Source organism: Pirellulales bacterium, assembly GCA_035533075.1.
In the GTDB taxonomy this organism is placed as follows: Bacteria; Planctomycetota; Planctomycetia; order Pirellulales; family JAICIG01; genus DASSFG01.
In genome coordinates this window covers 20,299-39,018 of sequence record DATLUO010000038.1, presented here as the reverse complement: position 1 = coordinate 39,018, position 18,720 = coordinate 20,299, and the positions used below count along the sequence as shown (strand labels likewise).

The following is an 18,720-nucleotide window of genomic DNA, read 5'->3' as shown; positions in this document are numbered from 1 at the left end:
TGCCATGCCGCGCAGGGCTCTTTCTGATTCGTCACATCGAGGCCCAGCCAGGTCGCAGTATCAAGCTATGGACCGGCGGCTTGGGCCCCGGCTCCGCCGGCCGATTTGGGCTTGCGCGTGGCGTCGCGCGAGACGCCCCGCGTTACTGGTGGCAAGTGCAACTGGACAATGATTGGTGGTACGTCGTCGAAGATTAGGCGGCGCCCGGTCGCACGCCGTGTCAGCAACACGGGCATGCCCAGCGCTTGCCGGCGTCGGGGCAACGCCGATCGCCTTCCGCTTTGCGGCGCCAACCGTTTCCGGCTTCTTTGTGCAGCTTATTGGCATCCCTGACCGATGAGCATGCGCCGCCCTCGGTTCAGCTTGTGAGCCTGACAGCCGCGAGGCCGGCTTTCATGTTCGCCGGTATGGTGTAGAATTGGCGTGACGGAGGCGGCGCTATATACCGTACCAAGAGACGTCCCTTCGACCACGGATTCAATGGCAACCGTTGATTTGACCATCGAGCAGATTTTGGAGGCGGTGGGCCAGCTTTCGTCAGCAGACAGAAGGCGCTTGCAACGCGAACTGGCGAGATGTGAAGCAGCGCCGGCCGCGAAGCGAATGCCGCTGCGACGGACCAGGCGAATGTCGGAACTTTTGCTCAAGGCAAATTCCGGCACCTTGACCTCCGCGGAGGACGCTGAACTCAATGCCCTGGTTGAAGAGTTCGAATCGCTGACGCTGGCGAGTGCCCAGGCCTTGGCAGAGGGCAAGAGCGCGTCCGAGCGGGCGGGCGTTCCTCGACGCTCGCCTAAACCATGACGCCCGGTGCTTACGTGCCGGCGCGCTTGCGCCGCGCCGTAGTTCGACGCGCACGAGGGTTGTGCGAATACTGCCATTTGCGACAGGATCTTTGCCCGGCGCCATTTGAAGTGGACCACATCATTCCACGTGCTCTCAACGGCCAAACCGTATTGAAAAACCTTTGCTTGGCCTGCCCGGTGTGCAACAACGCCAAACGGGCGCAACTGATGGGCCGCGAGCCGACGACGCAACGTCGATTTCGATTGTTCAACCCTCGAGTTCAATCGTGGGGCCAACACTTCCGCTGGAGCGACGACCTTGGTATGGTTTTAGGGAAAACTCCCGTCGGCTGCGCTACCGTTGCCGCTCTGAAGATGAACCAGCCTCGCATCGTACAGGTCCGGTTGATCTGGACTTCGCTGGGGCTGCACCCACCGGAATCGTGAACACTGTCCGCGCTTCACACTTCTTTGGCCTCGATCAGAATCTGGATCTCGGTCAGGTAGCCCGTGTCGGGATCGACGAAGGCGGGAATCAGCAGCCCTTCTTCGTGATAGTAGCGCAGCGTCTTAACCGGAAGTTGCGTAAGTTTCGAGAGTTCTCCGATGCTGAACATGCCGAAAGCTCGCTGGTGGCGACGATGCAGCCATCTTACGGCCTCCAGTAACGGGAGAGTCAAGCGGATTTCCCAAAGCCGCGGAGCGTCACCGCAACTCCAAGCTGCAGGCCACTCCCGAGTGGTCCGAAAGTGAGCCTTCCGGCACGGCGGAGTCGAGAAAACGCAAGACTTCAACAGTGCGAATGGCCGCTCGCGAGCGTGTGCCAGAGCCGCGCGAGACCCAGACGTAGTCAATCCGCCGACCACCGTCTTCGGCCAACGGATCACTGGTGCCGCCGGGCCCGTGTCCGGCCGCCGTCCATGCGTCGAGCAGTTCGATGCCCGAACTTGCTAATGCCACCGCAAGCTGACTGTATGCCGGACCGTGGGCCGACATATTAAGGTCGCCCATCAAGAGCGTGGGCCGGTCTGCGGCGGCATGCGAGCGAAGGAAGTCGGCGAGCTGCCGCAGTTGGTCGGTGCGGGCGGCGGCCGACCGGCTTTCCAGGTGCGTCAGGAAGCAGTCGATGTCGAGCGGCGAATCTTCGCGCAGCCGTAGCCGGGCGTATAGCGCCCCTTTTGCGGCGAAGCCATCGGCACGAAAGCCGTGCCTCAAAAAACCCGAGGCGCTGGTATAAGTAATCGTGTGATGCTCCACGATGGCAAACCGGCTGAGGAGCAGCAGGCCGCTGTTGGCCAGACCGACGCCGCGCGGCTTCTTGGTCCATAACACGTGGAACTTGCCCTCCGCACCTGCTTGAGCGGCGTCGATCAACGCCTCTCGATAGCGTGGGTCAAACACCTCGCAAAGACCGACCAGGTCATAGGCTGCCAGGCGGCGTCCGATCGTCTCCGCGCGGTAGTCGCCGCGACTGCGGTGCGAGGCGAACGCCTCGCCGATGCGAGGCAGCAGGTGCGTGTTGTACGTCAGCAGCTTGAGCGTGATCGGTCGTGTCTCGCGGTCCGGCGTTACTCCCGCCAGCATGGCCGATGTGACGGAGAGCATCACAAACAGGCTTGTTTTCGATGAGGTTCGCATGTCTGCCGGCATGCCGGCGTCAGCGTTGCACCCGCGCCGACCCGCCTTTGGCCAGTGCCTCGACTTCGTCCAACTTGGCCATGGTGATGTCGCCGGGGAAGGTGGTGAGCAAGGCGCCGTGCGCCCAACCCAGCCGCAACGCTTCTTCCGTCGGCCGGCCGGCGATCAGCCCGTAAATGAAACCGGCCGCAAAGCCGTCGCCACCGCCGATGCGGCAGAGCACGTCGAGCTGGCAGGTGGGGCTCACGAACCGCTGGCCGTCGAGCCAGAGCACGGCGGCCCAGTCGTGACGGTTGGTGGAGTGGACTTCCCGCAACGTCGTGGCCACCAGCTTGATGTTGGGGTGCTTTTCCACCACCCGGTCGATGATCTGAAAAAACGATTCCGGATCGAGCTTCGACTTGGCCGCCACGTCGGGTCCGGCGATGCCCAGGCCCTTTTGCAGGTCTTCCTCGTTGCCCACCAGCACATCGACCTGGCTGACGATGCGGTTCAGCACCTCGTGGGCACGCTTCGTGCCGCCGACCGAGGACCACAGCTTGGCGCGGTAGTTGAGGTCGAATGAGACGATCGCGCCGGCCGCCTTGGCCGCCTGCATTCCTTCGACGATCAGTTCGGACGTGGTCTGCGACAGCGCGGCGAAGATGCCGCCCGAATGAAACCAGCGCACGCCGCGGCCGAAGAGGCCCGGCCAGTCGAAGTCGCCGGGCTTCAACTGCGCGCCGGCTTCGTTGGCCCGGTTGTAGAACACGACGGGCGGCCGCACGCCCTGGCCGCGGTCGCTGTAGACGGTGGCGATGTTCGGGCCGCGGACTCCGTCGTGCTCGAACCACTTGTAGAACGGCGTGACGCCCGTCTCGCGAATGCGGCCCTGCACCAGCTCGCCCAGCGGATACTTGACCATCGCCGTGGCGATGCCGGTCCGCAGGCCGAAGCAATCGGAAAGGTTGGCCGCCACGTTGTACTCGCCGCCGGAGACATGGATCTCGACCGAGCGCGCCTTGCGAAACGGAATCACGCCCGGATCGAGCCGGTGAACCACCGCCCCCAAAGCCAGGAAATCGAGGTCGCACTTGTCTTGACGAATCTTCAAGCTGCTCATGCAGGCTCCTAAATCGTGACGGCCGAAAAGCCGCCGTCGACGACGATGTTTTGTCCGGTTACGAACGAGCTGGCGCGCGGCGCCGCCAGCCAGACGACGGCGCCGGCCAGCTCGTGCGGCTCGCCGAAGCGGGCCATCGGCGTGTGGCCGATAATCTGTCCGCCCCGCTCAGTATAGCTGCCGTCGGCATTGAACAGCAGAGCGCGGTTCTGGTCGGCGGGGAAGAAGCCGGGGCTGATCGCGTTGACGCGGATTCCGCGGCGCGCCCACTCGCGGGCCAGGAACTGGGTGAGGTTGATCACCGCCGCCTTGGCCGCCGAATAGGCCACCACGCGCGACAGCGGCGTGATGCCCGACAACGACGCGATGTTGATGATACTGCCGCGCCCGCTGGCCAGCATCGTCTCGCCAAACACCTGGCAGGGCAACAGCACGCCGCCCACCAGGTTCAGGTCGAACACCGTCCGCCAGGCTTCCAGCGGCAGTTGGCAAAAGTCGGCGCCGGGCGGCAAGGTCGCGTCGGGTCGGTTGCCGCCCGCCGCGTTGACCAGCACGCTGACGGTCGTCCAGCGTGCCAGAATGGCATCGCGGGCACGCGCCAGCGCGGCGCGGTCCGATGCGTCGCCCGGCTCGAACACCGCTTCGCCGCCGGCCGACTCGATTTCGCGCACACGAGCGTGGCCGCGTTCCTCGCTACGGCCCACCACAGCCACGCGGGCACCGGCCGCGGCCAGGGCATCGGCCATCGCTCCGCCCAGCACGCCCGTGCCGCCCACGACGACGGCCGTCTCGTTTTCCAGGTTAAATACGTCGTTTTCCATCTTGTTGGTCTCACGTCAGTGACAGGCAAGAGTATGCGGAAATTGGAGATGGATTTCAACGGGCCTGCGGGGCAAGCGGCGCTTCAGTCTTGCAAGTTCGTAAAATGCGAACTAGAATGCGGTGGGTTTCAGCGTCTGCGTGGCACCGCGATGCGGGTTATCTCCAAAGCACGACTTCGCGAGTTCTGGGAACGTCCCGGCCGAGGGGATGCCGAAGGGCCGCTTCGCGCTTGGCATTCGCGCGTAAGTAGCAAATCGGTGATTTGGCAGTCATGGGCCGACGTCAAGGCGGATTTTGCCACAGCCAGCATCGTCGGAAACTGCACGGTGTTCAACATGGGCGGGAACAAATACCGGCTCGTCACGCGAATACTCTATATCTGCCAGAAGGTGTTTGTGCTCAAGGTGATGACACATGCCGAATACGACGAGAACAAGTGGCCGGAAGAATGCGGCTGCTTCGGTTCGCCGCCTTCACGAGATAAGAACCAGAAGAATACCGGCGTGAATTCGAACGGGAAAAGCCAGAGGGAATACTGAAATGAAATCGACGTTCGCTTTGCGTGGTAAGGTCCGCGATCGCTATCTGGAACTTGTGAGCGCATTCGCGCTGACTTCGGTGAAATCGGAGGAGCAACTTGCCGCCGCTCAGAGGGTCATTGATCGTCTCCTTGCACGAGGCGAATTGGGCGAAGGCGAGATCGCCTATTTGGATGCCTTGAGTGATTTGGTGGCGGCCTACGAAGATGAACATCATGCCGTTCCTACCGCATCGGACGCCGACATGCTGCGTCACTTGATGGAAGCAAAAGGAATCAGCCAAACGCAATTGAGTCATGATACCCGCATCGCCAAATCGACGATCTCCGAGATACTCCGCGGCAAAAAGGCATTCAGCCGGTCGATGATTCGTAAGCTGGCCGAGTACTTTAAGGTCGACATCACGGTGTTGGCTGCGAATCTTTAACCGCCGATGCGGGCGCGAACGTGCCCCGAGCGTTTCTTATTTGCCAGCGCTGGGTCTTTCACGGTGGGCCGGCGCTCGCAAGCTCGCTGGTCCCACCCTACATGCTTGGCGCTCCCGCTCGTGCGCTTGCGCAGCTAAGCTATAGTTACAGGATCTCGGTCTCTCGCCCTCAAGAGTGCCATTATCATGTATCTGCCGCGGAAGCCCGCCAGCGTCGTCGTTTGTGCCGCCATCTTGTTCGGAACGGTTTCACCTGCCTTGGCGGTCGGAGAGCTCACGCTCACGATCGTCGACACCGCCACCGGCAAGCCGGTGCCCTGCCGCATGCACCTGCGCAACGGCAAAGGCAAGCCGCAGCGTGCCACCAGAATGCTGTTCTGGCACGATCACTTCACGCTTCCGGGCACGGTCAAGCTGAAACTGCCGCCGGGTACCTACCAGTTCGAGATCGAGCGCGGTCTGGAATATGCCCGGCGCGGCGGCCACTTCGTCATGGAAAAGACGTCGCAAGACCAGCAGGTGCTCGATCTGCCGCGGGTCTGCAACATGGCCGACGAAGGATGGTGGTCGGGCGACCTGCACTTGCACCGCCCGATAAAAGACATCGAGCAACTTATGCTCTCCGACGATTTGCACGTCGCCGCCCCGATCACGTGGAGCGAGAAAAAGAACGAGTGGGCGGGCCGGCCGGTTCCGACCAGCACGCTGAAGGAATTCGACGGCAACCGCTATTACTATCTGCTTGCCGGCGAGAGTGCCGCAGCCGGCGGTTCGCTGCTGATACTCAATGCCGGCAAGCCGCTGTCGGGCGAAGGCAAGACGGCCGACGACCAATTGAAACTCCTTGCGGCCGCTCGCGAAGAGCCGGCGGCCTGGATTGATGTCTCTCGCCCGGCCGCGTGGGACCTGCCGCTGTGGCTGGCGACCGGCCGCGTCGATTCGATCGAGCTGTGCCACGACCAGTTTTGCCGCAGCGAAACGATCGACGACGCCAACGGCCGGCCGAGAGACAAGAAGATCATGCCGGGCGCCAGTGGCATCGGCCGCTGGACGCATGAAATCTACTACCATGTTCTCAATTGCGGCCTGCGGATTCCGCCTTCGGCCGGCAGCGGCTCCGGCGAGTCGTCCAACCCGGTGGGTTATGACCGCGTGTACGCCTGGGTCGACAAAGACCAGTTCAGTTACGAGGCCTGGTGGAAGGCGGTACGCATGGGCCGCACGGTCGTAACCAACGGGCCGCTCATCCGGCCGTTTGCCAATGGCCACGTGCCCGGCCACGTGTTCGCGCTGTCGGAGGGACCGCTTTCGGTCGAAGTGGTGATGAGCTTCGCCGGGGCCGATCCGATCAGCTATTTCGAGCTCGTGAAGAACGGCCGCGTGGCGCAAAGCATTCGCTTCGAAGAGTTGGCCAAGGACGGTCGCTTCCGGCCGCTGGAGTTTGAGGAGAGCGGCTGGTTCCTGGTGCGGGCAGTGACCGACGTTGCCGAAACGTATCGCTTTGCCAGCAGCGCTCCGTGGTTCGTCGAGATCGGCTCGCAACCGAAACGGATCAGCAAGGCCTCGGCGAACTTCTTTCTCGACTGGCTGGACGAGCGGCGCGAGGCAATGGAGGACGGCGGGCCACTGTCGGATCTGAGCGCCAAAGTCTGGGACGAGGCGAAGGGGTATTGGGATAGGCTGGTCGCCGAGGCGAACGCCGATTAGTTTGACGCGCCGGGCGGGTCGCGTATACCATGCCGTTTCGCCGCCCGCGACAAGAACGTATTGGCGCAAATGATTTCATCGAAACAAAAGCAGCATCGTCGGAATGCGCACTGTATCGCGCATTGCGTCTCCGTCGCTCTTTGCGCGGTCCTGTTGGCGGGTTGCGGAGAAACGAGGCAGGATGCCGGCGGCCAAGACGCCGCAAAGGAGAAGTCGCTTCCCTTCATGGGCGTCACGCTGCGCCTACTGGTGGTCGAAGACGCCCGCCTGGCGGAGACGATTGGGCGATTACGAGGCGAATGGCGGGCGACCACGGGTGCCGACGTCCAGGTCGTTGAAATGACCCAGACCGAACTGCTGGAGGCTAAATCCTTCGATGCCGACGCGATCATCTATCCCGCTTCCGGTCTCGGCCCCTTGGTCGAGCAGCAGTTGCTACGCCCGCTCGGCGACCGAGAACTGAACAGTCCCGACGTCGCCTGGCAGGAAGTTTTCGAGGCCGATAAGTCGCACGATGCAAGCTGGGGCTCAACGCCCCATGCGTTTCCGTTTGGCTCGCCGACGCTGGTCTGCTGCTACCGCAAGGATCTGCTCGAAAAGCTCGCTCGTCAGCCGCCCACCACCTGGTCGGAATACGAAGAACTGGCGAAGTCGCTGGCCGATCGCGAAAAAGTGGGCGAGACAGCGGCCAACGCCTCTTGGTCGGGCACGAGGGAACCGCTCGCCAAGGGCTGGGCCGGCTTGACCTTGCTGGCCCGCGCCGCCTCTTACGCCAAGCATCGCAGCCATTACTCCACTTTGTTCGACATGGAGTCGATGGAGCCGCTCATTGCCGGGCCGCCATTCGTGCGGGCACTCGACGAGCTGCGCCGTGCGCACGAGTCGATGGGGACGGATGCGATCGACGAAACGCCGGACCGGGTCCACGAAGCGTTGCTGATGGGCAAGTGCGGCATGGCGCTCACCTGGACGTCGCCCGCGTTCGCGCCCGGCGGCGCCGTAGGGTGGGACAAGATCGAGATCGGCTTTTCCCCCTTGCCCGGTTCGCCGGAAGCGTTCAATCCCAAAACGGGCGAGTGGGACGCGCGGCGCGACGATGAATCGGCCCACGTGCCGCTGGTCGGCATTTCGGGCGTGCTCGGCTCGGTGACTTCGGCCAGCCAACAACCGGAGGCGGCATTTCACCTGCTCGGCTGGCTGTCGGGACCGGAATGGAGCCCGCGCGTCTCGCCCACCGCCGCGGGCACCACGCTTTTCCGACGGTCGCACTTGAAGTCGCCGCAAGATTGGACCGATCCGCGCATCGACGGCCTGGCCGCTCTCAAATACGCCGAAACGGTCGAACAGTCGCTCGGCTCGGCCGACGTTTTCGGTGCCCCGCGGACTGCCGGCCGCAGCCGCTATCTGGCCGCACTCGACGAAGCCGTGCGGGCCGCGCTGGCGGGAGACAAGACGAGCGAGGCGGCTTTGCAAGAAGCGGCCGATGCCTGGCGCAGAATCACCGACGAGTTGGGACCCGATCGACAACGGGCCGCCTATCGCCACAGCCTGGGGTTGCGATGACGCTGCCGTTGCGAGTCGCGTTGATTGGCACGGGCGCCATTGCCCGCAGTCAGCACCTGCCCGCCTGGTCGAAGCTGCCGGAATTCAAGGTGGTGGCCCTGGCCGACCCTTCGCCGGTGTCGCTGTCGGCCGTGCCGAGCGAGTTTCAGATCGAGCGCCGCGTGGCCGACTATCGGGAGCTACTCGACGACCGCGACATTGACGTGGTCGATATTTGCGTGCCCAGCGCTCTGCACGGCGAGGTGGCCACCACGGCCTTGCTTTCGGGCAAGCACGTGTTGTGCGAGAAGCCGATGGCCACGTCGCGGTCCGAGGCCGGCCGCATGCTCGACGCCTGGCGGGCCAGCGGCAAAAAGCTGATGATCGGCCAGCACATGAGGTTCGAGCCGAGCGTCGTTCAACTGCGGGCCTATTTGCAGCGGAACCCGCCCGGCGACGTGTACTTTACCCGCGGCCAGTGGCTGCGGCGGCGGCGGCTTCCGGCGCGGCCGGGTTTCACCGACCGGCGGCTGAGCGGGGGCGGCGCGCTGTACGATCTGGGAGTACACATGCTCGACCTGGCCTGGTGGCTGACCGGCTGTCCGCGTCCGGCGACGATCAGCGGACAAACGTTCAACCGATTGGCCCGGCGTCGCGACATCGGCAGCGAGTGGGGCACCTGGGAGCCGACGACGATCGACGTGGAAGACTTCGCGGTCGGCCTTGTCCGCTTCACCAACGGCAGCGCTTTGTCGCTGGAAGTAAGTTGGCTGGGGTTTCAGCCCGAAGACGAATTCTGGCGGCTGCAGATTTACGGCACGCACGCCGGCGTCTCGTGGCCCGACTGCCAGATTGTGGGCGAAGACCAGCTTATTCCCTGGGACCTGCAGCTTCGCGAGGCCAAGGGCGAGAAGGCGCACCATCAGGTTGTCCGCGAGTTTGCACGGGCCATCCTGGCCGACGCGCCGGTGCCCATCCCGCCCGAACAATCGGCCAACATCATCGCCATGCTCGACGCGCTCTATGCCTCAAGCGCGTCGGGCAAGGAAGTGGAAATCGAGCCGTTCGAGCTGGAGCCAGATTGATCGCCTGTAACTTTCATTTCTGCGCAGTATTCTTGGCTCATCGCGTGTATCACCTCGGCCCGAGTTGGTCTTGAAAGAGGTGCTCGTGTTGGCCAAGGTCGGTAACCTGGGACGGGCTGGGATGGGTGTCTTGCTTTGCCCCCCGAGATTCTGGAGATCCGGTTCGAGGGGTAAACGCGGAACTCAGTAGCACTGTGTGATCGACCAAGCGCGTTCGAAGTTGCCGGCTTCAATCTCGTTTTGGCGTGCCCAAAAGTACACGCGGCCCGCATCACCCCATTCCCATCCGAGGCGATCGTCGGTATCGACTTGCAAAAGCAACCGCCAGTCGTCAGCACCGTTGGCAAGGGCATCCGCACGGGGATCCTTGTAGCCATCTGGATTGCCGCAGTAGATCCCGTTGGAGACGAGTTGGCACTCAAGTTCCATGCTGCCTTGTATTTCCTGTGGATAGCCACCAAACCGGTGGACCGGTTCATCGGCGCCCGAACATCGCACAAGTCGGCCGCACAGGCGGCGGTAGTTAGTGTTCGTCCAAATCGACACGTCCAGCCGACGCGCCGACGAGGGCAGCGTCCACTCGCGCTGGAACGTTGCGCGGCGGCCAGGGACGCTTCCGCGGCCAGCAAAACCGGTCGGGGCCTCTTGCGGTAGCAGCCTTTCATCAGCCGCGACAAATAATACTCGGCAATGCCCCCGAGTAAGCGGATCGAATCCCCATGCGCTAGGATCACAGAAAAATGCGAGCGATCCGTCGGCCGGCCATCCGCGCACGGGTGCGCTGGGGTGTAGTTCATCGAGAAATATTTGCGCCAGGAAAACCAACGGGGTCGGTCCTATTGGCAGATCGTCGCGCATTCTTGCAGCAATGTCGCGCAAACCGCTTGCGCGAGCGTCCTGCTCGAACTTTTCTTCGAGACGCAAAATCTGACCTTGTAAGAAATCTCGCTTGTCCCACATGGGCCATTCGATGCCGCGCGGCAGCAGCGGGATTCCACCCAGGTGTGATCGGAGCCCTAGTTCGGCATGGTCTACTATCGCTTCCCTGACGACGAGCCGCGCAGAGGGCCGGAGCTCCTGAACTAGCACATCGGCGTATTCTGAAAGGGCCGAGGCTCGGATCTCCTCGGTCACGCGCTCGATACCCCACCAGGCATCATCGTCCATGGCTCAACCGGCTCCCGGTGTCCCAAGGAATTCGGCCAAGACAGCACTCACGTGCGACCGCGGTTGCTGCCAAAGCCATTCCGGCCGCAAATAGAAGCCGGGAACAACCGTGGACGCGATTTTGCCGTCTACGGCGGCAATGCCGCGGTACACTTTTTCGGCACCCAGCGAATACGCCTGGATCCGCCGATAAAGCGGATCGACAATCCAATACTCATCCATCCCCGACGCCTGATACTCAAGATACTTGTCTCGCCAATCGCGGTCGACGCTGTCTTCCGAGACAATTTCTATAATCAGGCTCGGAGGCCCTTCAAAATGGGTGTTGCTCAAATTGCCCAGTCGCTCATTGGCGACGAACAATACGTCGGGAAGCCGGCGACGCTTAGAGTTGAGCCGAACCGAAAACTCGGTGCCAACCACCTCGCCTAGCGATCGGGCATCGACGAAGTCGCCCAAAACCGACAAGAGAAACCGATTGAGCTTGCAGTGAACCAAGTTCGCCGGTGACATGACGACCACTTCTCCGTCGACCCACTCTGCCCGCGTGTCTTCATCGCACCAGGCCACGAATTCCTCCTCACTCATGGTTTTTACGGGATGCGGCCGGACGACTACGGGTTCCGCCGGACCGACGTCGTGTTGAATGGACGCCATGCTGGATTCTCCTTGGTTTCATCTTAGCCTGCGGACGCCCGCCGCAAAACCCTTCGCCAGTTGTTCCGCACTGGGCGGCGCGTTAGCATCGCATGCGGCCAGTCATCTCCTGGAACCAGCCATGCCGCAACACACCCCAGACCTCGAACGACGTGAATTCCTGACGCGACTTTTCGCCGGCATCGCGCTCTGGCAAGCGCCGCGTCTGCTATCGAACGTGCAGGCGGAAGAGACGGCCGCAGACGTCGTTTTCGAGCGTCCCGCGGCGGGCAAACCGCACCAAGGCAAGGTGCTGCTGGCCGTGCAGGCGCACTCCGACGACATTCCCTTGATGGCGGCGGGCACGGTGGCCAAGCTGGTCAAGGAAGGCTACACCGGCTACCTGGTGCGGGCCACGAACGACGACATGGGCGACGCTCCCGGCCTCGGCACCCCCGGCAGCGTCGGCGACCACGTGCTGGGCAACGAGCGCGACAACGCCGAAGTGGCCCGCGTGTTGGGCCTCAAGAAAGTATTCGACCTCAACTATCCCAATCACCGCATGGGCGACGTTCCGCGGAACGAGCTGCAATGCCGGCTGATCTTTCTGATTCGGCTGCTCAAGGTCGATACGGTCGTCTGCTGGGATCCGTGGGCGCATGATGAAGAGAACCCCGACCACGTTCAGATTGCCCGTGGCCTGGAAGCGGCGTGTTGGATGGCCGGTCGGGCACACGACTATCCCGAGCAGTTCGCGGCCGGGCTGGAGCCGCATGCGGTCAAGGAAAAGTATTACTATGCGCGGCGGCCGGAGATCACCCGGGTCGTCGATGTGAGCGGAGTTGTCAATCAGATCATCGACGCCAACCGGGCCAACCGGGCGAAAGGCCCGGCGGGCACGCACGGCTCGCGGCTTCGGGCCGAACTGGCGAAGAAGGGCAAAAAGCTCCCGCTGTTGGGCAACGACGACCTGACGGCCGACCGCAACTACATCCAGGAGTTTGTGCTTGGCCGCAGCCGCGCGTTGGGCAAGAAATACGGCGTCGAATACGCGGAGGCGTTCCATTACCTCGGCGACATCACGCCCAAGCGGACTGCCGTCGAGGAGTATATCGAGAACAACGCGGTGCCGAACAAATAGGGTCGTCGCGATCAGAGTGGCCGCCCGCCGCTCTTGATGCCGTTAGCCGCTCTTGACCCGCCGCTCTCAAGACTCTAACGTCCTGCCGCCGCGCTGCCGACCCACTCGGCCCGTTGCGGCAAGCCGGGCAGCCTCGACAAGCCACGGACTCTCTGCCAATGACCGCCAAACAAGCCGAGTCTCCCCATCCCGCGCCGTCCGCCCCCGTTCCACTCATCGATATGGGCCGTCAATACGCCGCGATCGAGAGCGAGGTGCTGGCCGCGATCAGCCGCGTTTGTTCCTCCGGCAAATTCGTGCTGGGACCCGACTGCACCGAGCTGGAACAGGCGTTGGCCAAATACTGCCGCGCCAAGCACGCCGTGGCCTGCGCTTCGGGCAGCGATGCATTGCTCTTGGCGCTGATGGCCCTTGATGTCGGGCCGGGCGACGAAGTGCTCTTGCCCAGCTACACCTTCTTTGCCACGGCCGCGGCGGTGGCGCGGCTGGGCGCCCGCCCGGTGTTCGTCGATATCGAGCCCGAAACGTTCAACCTCAACCCGGCCCTGATACGCCGCCAGATCACGGCGAAAACCAAGGCCATCATGCCGGTACATCTTTACGGCCAATGTGCCGAAATGGCGCCGCTGGTCGACCTGGCGCGAGACCACGACCTGGCGATCGTCGAAGACGCCGCGCAGGCCATCGGGGCCGAATACGGCGGGCAGCGGGCCGGCGCGATCGGCGACATCGGCTGCTTCAGCTTCTATCCCACCAAAAACCTGGGCGGTTTTGGCGACGGCGGATTGCTGACCACCAACCATGATCATCTCGCCGACAAGCTGCGGCTGCTTCGCGTACATGGCATGCAGCCGCGTTACCATCACCGCCTGCTGGGCATCAACAGCCGGCTCGACAGCCTTCAGGCCGCCGTGCTGAACGTCAAGTTGCCGCACCTCGACGACTGGACTCAGCGGCGGCAGCGGCACGCCGCGCGTTACACGCAGCTTTTTACGGCGTATGGCCTCGAGCGTGGCGTCAAGCTGCCCCAGACCGCCGCCTGTCGGCGGCACGTTTGGAATCAGTACATCGTGCGCGTGCCCGATGGCCGGCGCGACGCCCTGCGGCAGCACTTGACCGACCGCAAGATCGGCAGCGAGATCTATTACCCGGTGCCGTTGCACCTGCAAGAGTGTTTTACGCATCTCGGTTACCAGCGGGGCGACTTGCCCGAAACCGAGCGTGCGGCGGCCGAGACGCTGGCCTTGCCGATCTTTCCCGAGCTGACGGCCGCCGAGCAGGAGCTCGTGGTCCGCGAGACGGCGGCCTTCTTCGGCGTTCGTCACGGGATGGAAGGCCCGAATTACCTGAAGCGCGCCGCGGAGAAGCGTATCGCCTAGGGGGTGCGTCAGCCGTCGTTCCCAAGCAACCCCGTGGGCGTCGCGGAAACGAACTCGTGCTTGGTGACCTGCCATTGCCATTCGCCCGTCACAATGTCGCGCGAACGAGTCGTCCCGATCCGAATGAAAAACGACGTCGCCTGCGGACCATCACCGACCGTGACCGCATAGATGTCGCGGACGCCTTCCAAGCCACGGTCGGCCCAGACGTCTTCGTGTGCATACCAGCGAATGCGCGCGCGCTTTCCCAGCTTCAGCAGCAAATCGACGGGCGACTCGCGGACGAACTTGCGCAGCGGGTCCAACGGAATCTTGCCGCTTTCATAGTCCGGCAGGGGCGACTTGAGCCGGGCCGCCGCGGTGAGAGGGAACTGCGACATCTTGTGCGCCATTTCGGGACGGTTCTCGCGCAAATCGGTAAACCACTCCTGAGCGATTTCCATCGACTCCTGGCGCAGCGCGCGGCGGTGGACGAGGTTTTGCACGGGGGCCGAGATCACAAAGATCAAGGAGCTCGCCAGGCCCACCAAGGCGGCCTTGCGTCCGATCAGCATCGGTTCCAACGCGGCGATCCGCCGCAGCGCCAGGGCGTTGACGACGATCGCCACACACGCCACCAGCCATAGGAGCGGGTGGATCAGCGCCGTGGCCGAAAACAGACCCATGATCAAGCCGGCCACGGCAAGTCCGCTGACGGCCCGGTAGGGGCCAAGTTCGCGGTCGACCTCGGCATCTTCTTCTGCAATTGACGGTGGAAGTGGAGCCATAATGTCAACCGTAATAGGCCGGGCCAAGAGTGTCAATGTTTGTCGTCGCGGCGGCCGAAGGGAGATTCCGGGCACGTGCGCTCTCGTTCGATCGGGTCCGGCAACAACTATGCGTCGGCGTAATCAACTGACTCTTGCCGCGGTATTCTTGGCCGGCGCGACCGGTGCGACCCTCGTTTTTCGCAGCCATAACGCACTTCTCCCGACGCCACCGCACTCCATCGCGAAGCATCCCGCGAACCTGGGGCCCGTGCCGCTCGCCTTGTCGGACGAACCGTCTCCACCGGCACGGCTTACAGGCACCATTGAACCGCTCACGACGTCCGACGACAACGGGGACGATCCGGTGGGCGAATCGGCCGTTTCGTCGGTCCGACCTCCCGATGTCCGGCCTTTCGAACCGCGCCCCGCCAGCGAGATGGGCTGGCGATCGTCCGCCCGAACCGCGGAGGACAGCCACGACCAGGCCACGGGCAACAAGCTACTGGTCACCGGCTTCCCGAAGAATCCCAGTGGAGCGTCCTTCCCAGGCCGTCTGAGCAAAGTGACGGCCTGGGAAGGCCGCCCCTCGGACGCCGACGAGCCGGGGCCGCAGCAGCAGACAAAGGTCGTTCTGCACCGCATCGTCGATGGCGACACTTTGCCCTCACTGGCCCAGCGTTATCTGGGTTCTGCCAACCGCTTTAACGAGATTTTTTTCGCCAATCGAGACCGCCTGCCGAGGGCCGACCTTTTGCCCATCGGCATGGAGTTACGCATCACCGTCAGCCCGTAAGGGCTTGCCAGCGACCGACCTATCTATAAGAATACGCTAGCAGAGATAGGCTTGCTTGGAATTGGAGTGCCTGCCGTGAGTGGCGTCGACAGCTTAAAACACCGTTGGCAAGAGTGGACGGGTGACGACGAATCGCCGCTGGAAGGCGATACGCCGGCCTGGATCGTCAGTTTTCTCGTCCACTTCGGCGTTCTCGTGGCCCTGGCGATTCTCTGCCAGTATCGCCCCAGCAACAACTACACGCTCACGGTCACGCCTCTCGATACTCAGGAGGTCGAGCAGGTCACCGAGCAATTCACGACCTTCGACAACGACATGAACATGGAGGTCGGCGCCGAGAGCCTGTCGGGCAGCGAATCGGCCCTGGCCATGGCCCAGAACCTGGCCGAAGAATCGAAGCTCAGCGAGGATGTTCGCAGCGACATGTCGGAGGTGGAAGTGCCCGTGCTGGCCGATCTTTCGACCGCGCCGCTGACGAACGCCAGCCTGACGGTGAAAGGCGCGGCCGGCGTCGGCACCACCGGCGCGGCCGGCGCCGTCGACCGGCTGACCGAGGAGATCGCCGAATCGCTCGACGAACGCCGCACGCTGGTGGTGTGGGTGCTCGATCAATCGTTGAGCATGCAGCCTCAGCGCAAGGGCATCGTCGATCGTCTCGACCGCATCTATAAAGAGTTGGGCGTCGCCGACCAGCACGACTACAGCAGCCGGGCCAATGCTCCGCTGCTGGCCTCGGTGGTGGCCTTCGGAAAAAACGTCAGCCTCCGCACCGAGGAACCGACCGACGACGTCGCAGAGATCAAACAGGCGATCGACGGCATCGAGAACGACCCGTCGGGCGTGGAAATGACGTTCACGGCGGTGGGCATGGTGGCCAAGAAGTTTCAGCATTTCCGCACGCAGTCGCCGCGGCGCAACGTGATGATCATCGTGTTCAGCGACGAAGTGGGCGACGACGCCGAGCAGCAGTTGGACAACTCGCTCTCGCTCTGCAGGCGCTATGAGATGCCGGTCTATGTGGTGGGCATCCCGGCGCCGTTCGCCCGTCGCGAGATCGAAGTGAAATACGTCGATCCCGACCCGAAGTTCGATCAGACCGCGCGGTGGATTCCGGTGCGTCAGGGGCCGGAGTCGCTCTATCCCGAGGGCGTGCAGTTGGCCTTTTCGCACGGCAACGAAGATTTGAACCACCTCGACTCCGGGTTCGGTCCGTTCGCGCTCACGCGGCTTTGCTATGAGACGGGCGGCATCTACTTCACCGTTCATCCCAATCGCGGCAGTTCGGGCACGCGCCAGGGCGACGTGGCGAACATGTCGGCCCGGCTCGATCACTTTTTCGACCCGTCGATCATGCGGACCTATCAGCCCGACTATGTGTCGGTGAAGGAGTACGAGCAGAAGCTGGCCCACAACAAGGCCCGCGCGGCGCTGGTCAAGGCGGCGGCGCAATCGCAGGTGCAGCCGATGGAACACCCCAAGCTGGAGTTCCCCAAAGCGGATGAGGCGAGCTTCAAGCGCGTGCTCGACGAAGCCCAGCAGGGGGCGGCCAAACTGGGTCCGAAGATCGACCTGATCTACCAGATTTTGAAAGAAGGCGAGAAAGACCGCGGCAAGCTCACCGAGCCGCGCTGGCAAGCCGGTTACGATCTGGCGATGGGCCGTCTGTTGGCAGTCAAGGTGCGCACCGAGGCGTATAACGCGATGTTGGCCAAGGCCAAGGGCGGCTTGAAGTTTCAGAAGCCCGACAGCGATACGTTTGTGCTGGAGCCGGCCGACGAAATCAGCGTCGGCAGTGCCACCGAGAAGATGGCCAAGCAGGCCCGCGAATATCTGGAACGGGTGCGTCAGCAGCACGCGGGCACGCCTTGGGCGTTGTTGGCCGAGCGCGAGTTGAAGGAGCCAATCGGCTGGAAATGGGGCGAGAAGTCGATGAAGCTCGAGCTACAGAAGCGGATGGCCGCCAACGCCAACAATAAGCCGGCCAAAGACGCGCTCAAGAAGCTCGAAAAGCCCAAGCCCAAACGCGACGACGTTAAGTTGTAAAATGCACAACGACCCGTCGGTCAGGATGTCCTCAAACCGGACACCTTAGATCGGCGGCATGGCGTCGGCGCCCGGCGTTACCTGCCGGATGTTGGGCGTGACATCGGCCTCGACGTTGCCAAAGGCCCAAGCCAATCCGCCGAGCAGCACCTTTTGAAAATCGGGATTGGTCCACACGTCTTCACGATGCCCCATCGAGGTGTAAAACACCCGGCCCTCGCCGTGCTTGCGGGCCCAGGTGCTGGGGAACGGCGGCCGCTCATAATCTTTATCGTGCATGCCTTGCGTGTCGAGCACCAGCAGCACGTGCAGGTTGTCGGCGAAATTCTTGAGCGAGTACCACTCTTCGGTTGGAATCACCAGTTCGTCGCCAAAGCTCGCCAGGCCGGGAAACTTGTGATCGACCACAGCCAGCCGCCCCTTCTGCTGGCCGCCGTGACGGATGAACTCGCCGCCCAGCATGGCGATGTACGGATCGCGTTTTTCGGGCGGCTGGTTTTCTTTGTTGACGCCCGGCGAGTGGAAGGTGTCGGCGCCGCAATGCGAGGCCAGAAAGCCTTTGCCGGCATGCACCGCGTCCAAGAGCCGCTGTTTGCCTTCCTTCGACATCGGTGGCGTTTTGTCGGTTCCTTCCTTTGTCAGATCGCCGGTGGTGTAAAACAGAAAAGCGTCGTAGTCGCCTAGGTCGCTGTCGAAGACGCCGCCGTCCTTGGTGGCCACCACCTCGAAGCCGTGCTCTTTGCCCAGCTCGGTCACGACCCGCTCGTTGTGAGCAAGTTGATCGCCTTGACGCTTGCCGCTCGAATGTTCGAAGCCGGCGCTCTTGGTGAACATGAGCAGCTTGCGTTTTTTCTCGTCCGAGGCGCCGACCCACCCGAACGGGAAGTGCGAGAGAGTTAAGGCGGCCCCAGAGGCAAGTAACAGATCGCGGCGATTCATCGGCGGCTCCTGAGCGGAAATAGGCTGGATTACCCGTCCAGAATAACCGGCGCACGGAGTTTCGCAAGCAGGCCTGATCAGGGCCCTGAAGCGATCCGTGCCCGTGAGATGCCCCAACGAAAGGCCATCCGGAGCCACAAGTCGTTATCGGTAAACAACATGCGATCATGGCGTGTGGAAGGTGCGAGCGGAGTGCTAGCAGACAACCGCTAGCTGACAATTTGCT

18 protein-coding genes are annotated in these 18,720 nt (G+C 63.0%); 10 read left to right on the top strand and 8 right to left on the bottom strand.

The window, feature by feature from the left end:
- The first annotated feature begins 495 nt into the window (after positions 1-495).
- Positions 496-804, top strand: coding sequence for a hypothetical protein (locus VNH11_04255; protein HVA45578.1), 309 nt, complete (start codon positions 496-498; stop codon positions 802-804).
- Between the two features lie 442 nt (positions 805-1,246).
- On the opposite strand, the gene VNH11_04250 is transcribed toward VNH11_04255, so the two are convergent.
- The 4 genes from VNH11_04250 to VNH11_04235 all read right to left on the bottom strand — a co-directional run bounded on the left by VNH11_04250 (position 1,247) and on the right by VNH11_04235 (position 4,346).
- On the bottom strand, positions 1,247-1,402 hold the full coding sequence (locus tag VNH11_04250; protein HVA45577.1) for a MerR family DNA-binding transcriptional regulator: 156 nt from the start codon (positions 1,400-1,402) through the stop codon (positions 1,247-1,249).
- Positions 1,403-1,490: 88 nt separating this feature from the next.
- Positions 1,491-2,390 carry an endonuclease/exonuclease/phosphatase family protein gene (locus VNH11_04245; protein ID HVA45576.1) on the bottom strand — a complete coding sequence of 300 codons (900 nt, stop codon included), beginning with the start codon at positions 2,388-2,390 and terminating at the stop codon, positions 1,491-1,493.
- Positions 2,391-2,442: 52 nt separating this feature from the next.
- Positions 2,443-3,525, bottom strand: coding sequence for a sugar kinase (locus VNH11_04240; protein HVA45575.1), 1,083 nt, complete (start codon positions 3,523-3,525; stop codon positions 2,443-2,445).
- Positions 3,526-3,533: 8 nt separating this feature from the next.
- Positions 3,534-4,346 (bottom strand): SDR family oxidoreductase, encoded by an 813-nt coding sequence (locus tag VNH11_04235; GenBank protein ID HVA45574.1) that lies wholly within the window; start codon positions 4,344-4,346, stop codon positions 3,534-3,536.
- A gap of 48 nt (positions 4,347-4,394) precedes the next feature.
- On the opposite strand from VNH11_04235, the gene VNH11_04230 reads away from it, so the two are divergent.
- The 5 genes from VNH11_04230 to VNH11_04210 all read left to right on the top strand — a co-directional run bounded on the left by VNH11_04230 (position 4,395) and on the right by VNH11_04210 (position 9,647).
- The gene (locus tag VNH11_04230) at positions 4,395-4,886 is read left to right on the top strand and encodes a type II toxin-antitoxin system HigB family toxin (GenBank protein ID HVA45573.1); all 492 of its coding nucleotides are present in this window, start codon (positions 4,395-4,397) and stop codon (positions 4,884-4,886) included.
- Position 4,887: 1 nt separating this feature from the next.
- On the top strand, positions 4,888-5,313 hold the full coding sequence (locus VNH11_04225; protein HVA45572.1) for a helix-turn-helix domain-containing protein: 426 nt from the start codon (positions 4,888-4,890) through the stop codon (positions 5,311-5,313).
- Between the two features lie 186 nt (positions 5,314-5,499).
- Positions 5,500-7,020 carry a CehA/McbA family metallohydrolase gene (locus VNH11_04220; GenBank protein ID HVA45571.1) on the top strand — a complete coding sequence of 507 codons (1,521 nt, stop codon included), beginning with the start codon at positions 5,500-5,502 and terminating at the stop codon, positions 7,018-7,020.
- A 69-nt stretch (positions 7,021-7,089) separates the two neighbouring features.
- Positions 7,090-8,583, top strand: coding sequence for an ABC transporter substrate-binding protein (locus VNH11_04215; GenBank protein HVA45570.1), 1,494 nt, complete (start codon positions 7,090-7,092; stop codon positions 8,581-8,583).
- Positions 8,580-9,647 (top strand): Gfo/Idh/MocA family oxidoreductase, encoded by a 1,068-nt coding sequence (locus VNH11_04210; GenBank protein HVA45569.1) that lies wholly within the window; start codon positions 8,580-8,582, stop codon positions 9,645-9,647. Before VNH11_04215 ends, VNH11_04210 begins: the two co-directional genes overlap by 4 nt.
- 183 nt (positions 9,648-9,830) lie before the next feature.
- Here VNH11_04210 and VNH11_04205 read toward each other — a convergent pair whose 3' ends face one another.
- Entirely contained in the window at positions 9,831-10,814 is a 984-nt protein-coding gene (locus VNH11_04205; GenBank protein HVA45568.1) for a YwqG family protein, read from the bottom strand.
- A 3-nt stretch (positions 10,815-10,817) separates the two neighbouring features.
- Positions 10,818-11,471, bottom strand: a complete 654-nt coding sequence (locus VNH11_04200; protein HVA45567.1) for a Uma2 family endonuclease — start codon at positions 11,469-11,471, stop codon at positions 10,818-10,820.
- 121 nt (positions 11,472-11,592) lie between these two features.
- Between VNH11_04200 and VNH11_04195 the strand changes: the two genes are divergently transcribed.
- Entirely contained in the window at positions 11,593-12,591 is a 999-nt protein-coding gene (locus VNH11_04195) for a PIG-L family deacetylase (protein ID HVA45566.1), read from the top strand.
- Positions 12,592-12,749: 158 nt separating this feature from the next.
- On the top strand, positions 12,750-13,970 hold the full coding sequence (locus VNH11_04190; GenBank protein HVA45565.1) for a DegT/DnrJ/EryC1/StrS family aminotransferase: 1,221 nt from the start codon (positions 12,750-12,752) through the stop codon (positions 13,968-13,970).
- An 8-nt stretch (positions 13,971-13,978) separates the two neighbouring features.
- Here the strand turns inward: VNH11_04190 and VNH11_04185 are convergent, their stop codons facing one another.
- A complete protein-coding gene (locus VNH11_04185; protein HVA45564.1) occupies positions 13,979-14,737 on the bottom strand; it encodes a hypothetical protein in 759 nt (252 codons plus the stop codon).
- A gap of 250 nt (positions 14,738-14,987) precedes the next feature.
- On the opposite strand from VNH11_04185, the gene VNH11_04180 reads away from it, so the two are divergent.
- Both VNH11_04180 and VNH11_04175 read left to right on the top strand, forming a co-directional pair.
- The gene (locus tag VNH11_04180) at positions 14,988-15,512 is read left to right on the top strand and encodes a hypothetical protein (protein HVA45563.1); all 525 of its coding nucleotides are present in this window, start codon (positions 14,988-14,990) and stop codon (positions 15,510-15,512) included.
- A 75-nt stretch (positions 15,513-15,587) separates the two neighbouring features.
- Positions 15,588-17,555 (top strand): vWA domain-containing protein, encoded by a 1,968-nt coding sequence (locus VNH11_04175; GenBank protein ID HVA45562.1) that lies wholly within the window; start codon positions 15,588-15,590, stop codon positions 17,553-17,555.
- Between the two features lie 45 nt (positions 17,556-17,600).
- Here VNH11_04175 and VNH11_04170 read toward each other — a convergent pair whose 3' ends face one another.
- A complete protein-coding gene (locus tag VNH11_04170) occupies positions 17,601-18,494 on the bottom strand; it encodes a ThuA domain-containing protein (protein HVA45561.1) in 894 nt (297 codons plus the stop codon).
- Between the last annotated feature and the right edge of the window lie 226 nt (positions 18,495-18,720).

Coding starts and splice junctions, on each gene's coding strand:
- VNH11_04225 (HVA45572.1), top strand. CDS start 4,888: ATGAAATCGACGTTCGCTTTGCGTGGTAAGGTCCGCGATCGCTATCTG.
- VNH11_04220 (HVA45571.1), top strand. CDS start 5,500: ATGTATCTGCCGCGGAAGCCCGCCAGCGTCGTCGTTTGTGCCGCCATC.
- VNH11_04200 (HVA45567.1), bottom strand. CDS start 11,471: ATGGCGTCCATTCAACACGACGTCGGTCCGGCGGAACCCGTAGTCGTC.
- VNH11_04250 (HVA45577.1), bottom strand. CDS start 1,402: ATGTTCAGCATCGGAGAACTCTCGAAACTTACGCAACTTCCGGTTAAG.
- VNH11_04245 (HVA45576.1), bottom strand. CDS start 2,390: ATGCTCTCCGTCACATCGGCCATGCTGGCGGGAGTAACGCCGGACCGC.
- VNH11_04240 (HVA45575.1), bottom strand. CDS start 3,525: ATGAGCAGCTTGAAGATTCGTCAAGACAAGTGCGACCTCGATTTCCTG.
- VNH11_04210 (HVA45569.1), top strand. CDS start 8,580: ATGACGCTGCCGTTGCGAGTCGCGTTGATTGGCACGGGCGCCATTGCC.
- VNH11_04190 (HVA45565.1), top strand. CDS start 12,750: ATGACCGCCAAACAAGCCGAGTCTCCCCATCCCGCGCCGTCCGCCCCC.
- VNH11_04235 (HVA45574.1), bottom strand. CDS start 4,346: ATGGAAAACGACGTATTTAACCTGGAAAACGAGACGGCCGTCGTCGTG.
- VNH11_04195 (HVA45566.1), top strand. CDS start 11,593: ATGCCGCAACACACCCCAGACCTCGAACGACGTGAATTCCTGACGCGA.
- VNH11_04230 (HVA45573.1), top strand. CDS start 4,395: ATGGATTTCAACGGGCCTGCGGGGCAAGCGGCGCTTCAGTCTTGCAAG.
- VNH11_04205 (HVA45568.1), bottom strand. CDS start 10,814: ATGGACGATGATGCCTGGTGGGGTATCGAGCGCGTGACCGAGGAGATC.
- VNH11_04215 (HVA45570.1), top strand. CDS start 7,090: ATGATTTCATCGAAACAAAAGCAGCATCGTCGGAATGCGCACTGTATC.
- VNH11_04170 (HVA45561.1), bottom strand. CDS start 18,494: ATGAATCGCCGCGATCTGTTACTTGCCTCTGGGGCCGCCTTAACTCTC.
- VNH11_04185 (HVA45564.1), bottom strand. CDS start 14,737: ATGGCTCCACTTCCACCGTCAATTGCAGAAGAAGATGCCGAGGTCGAC.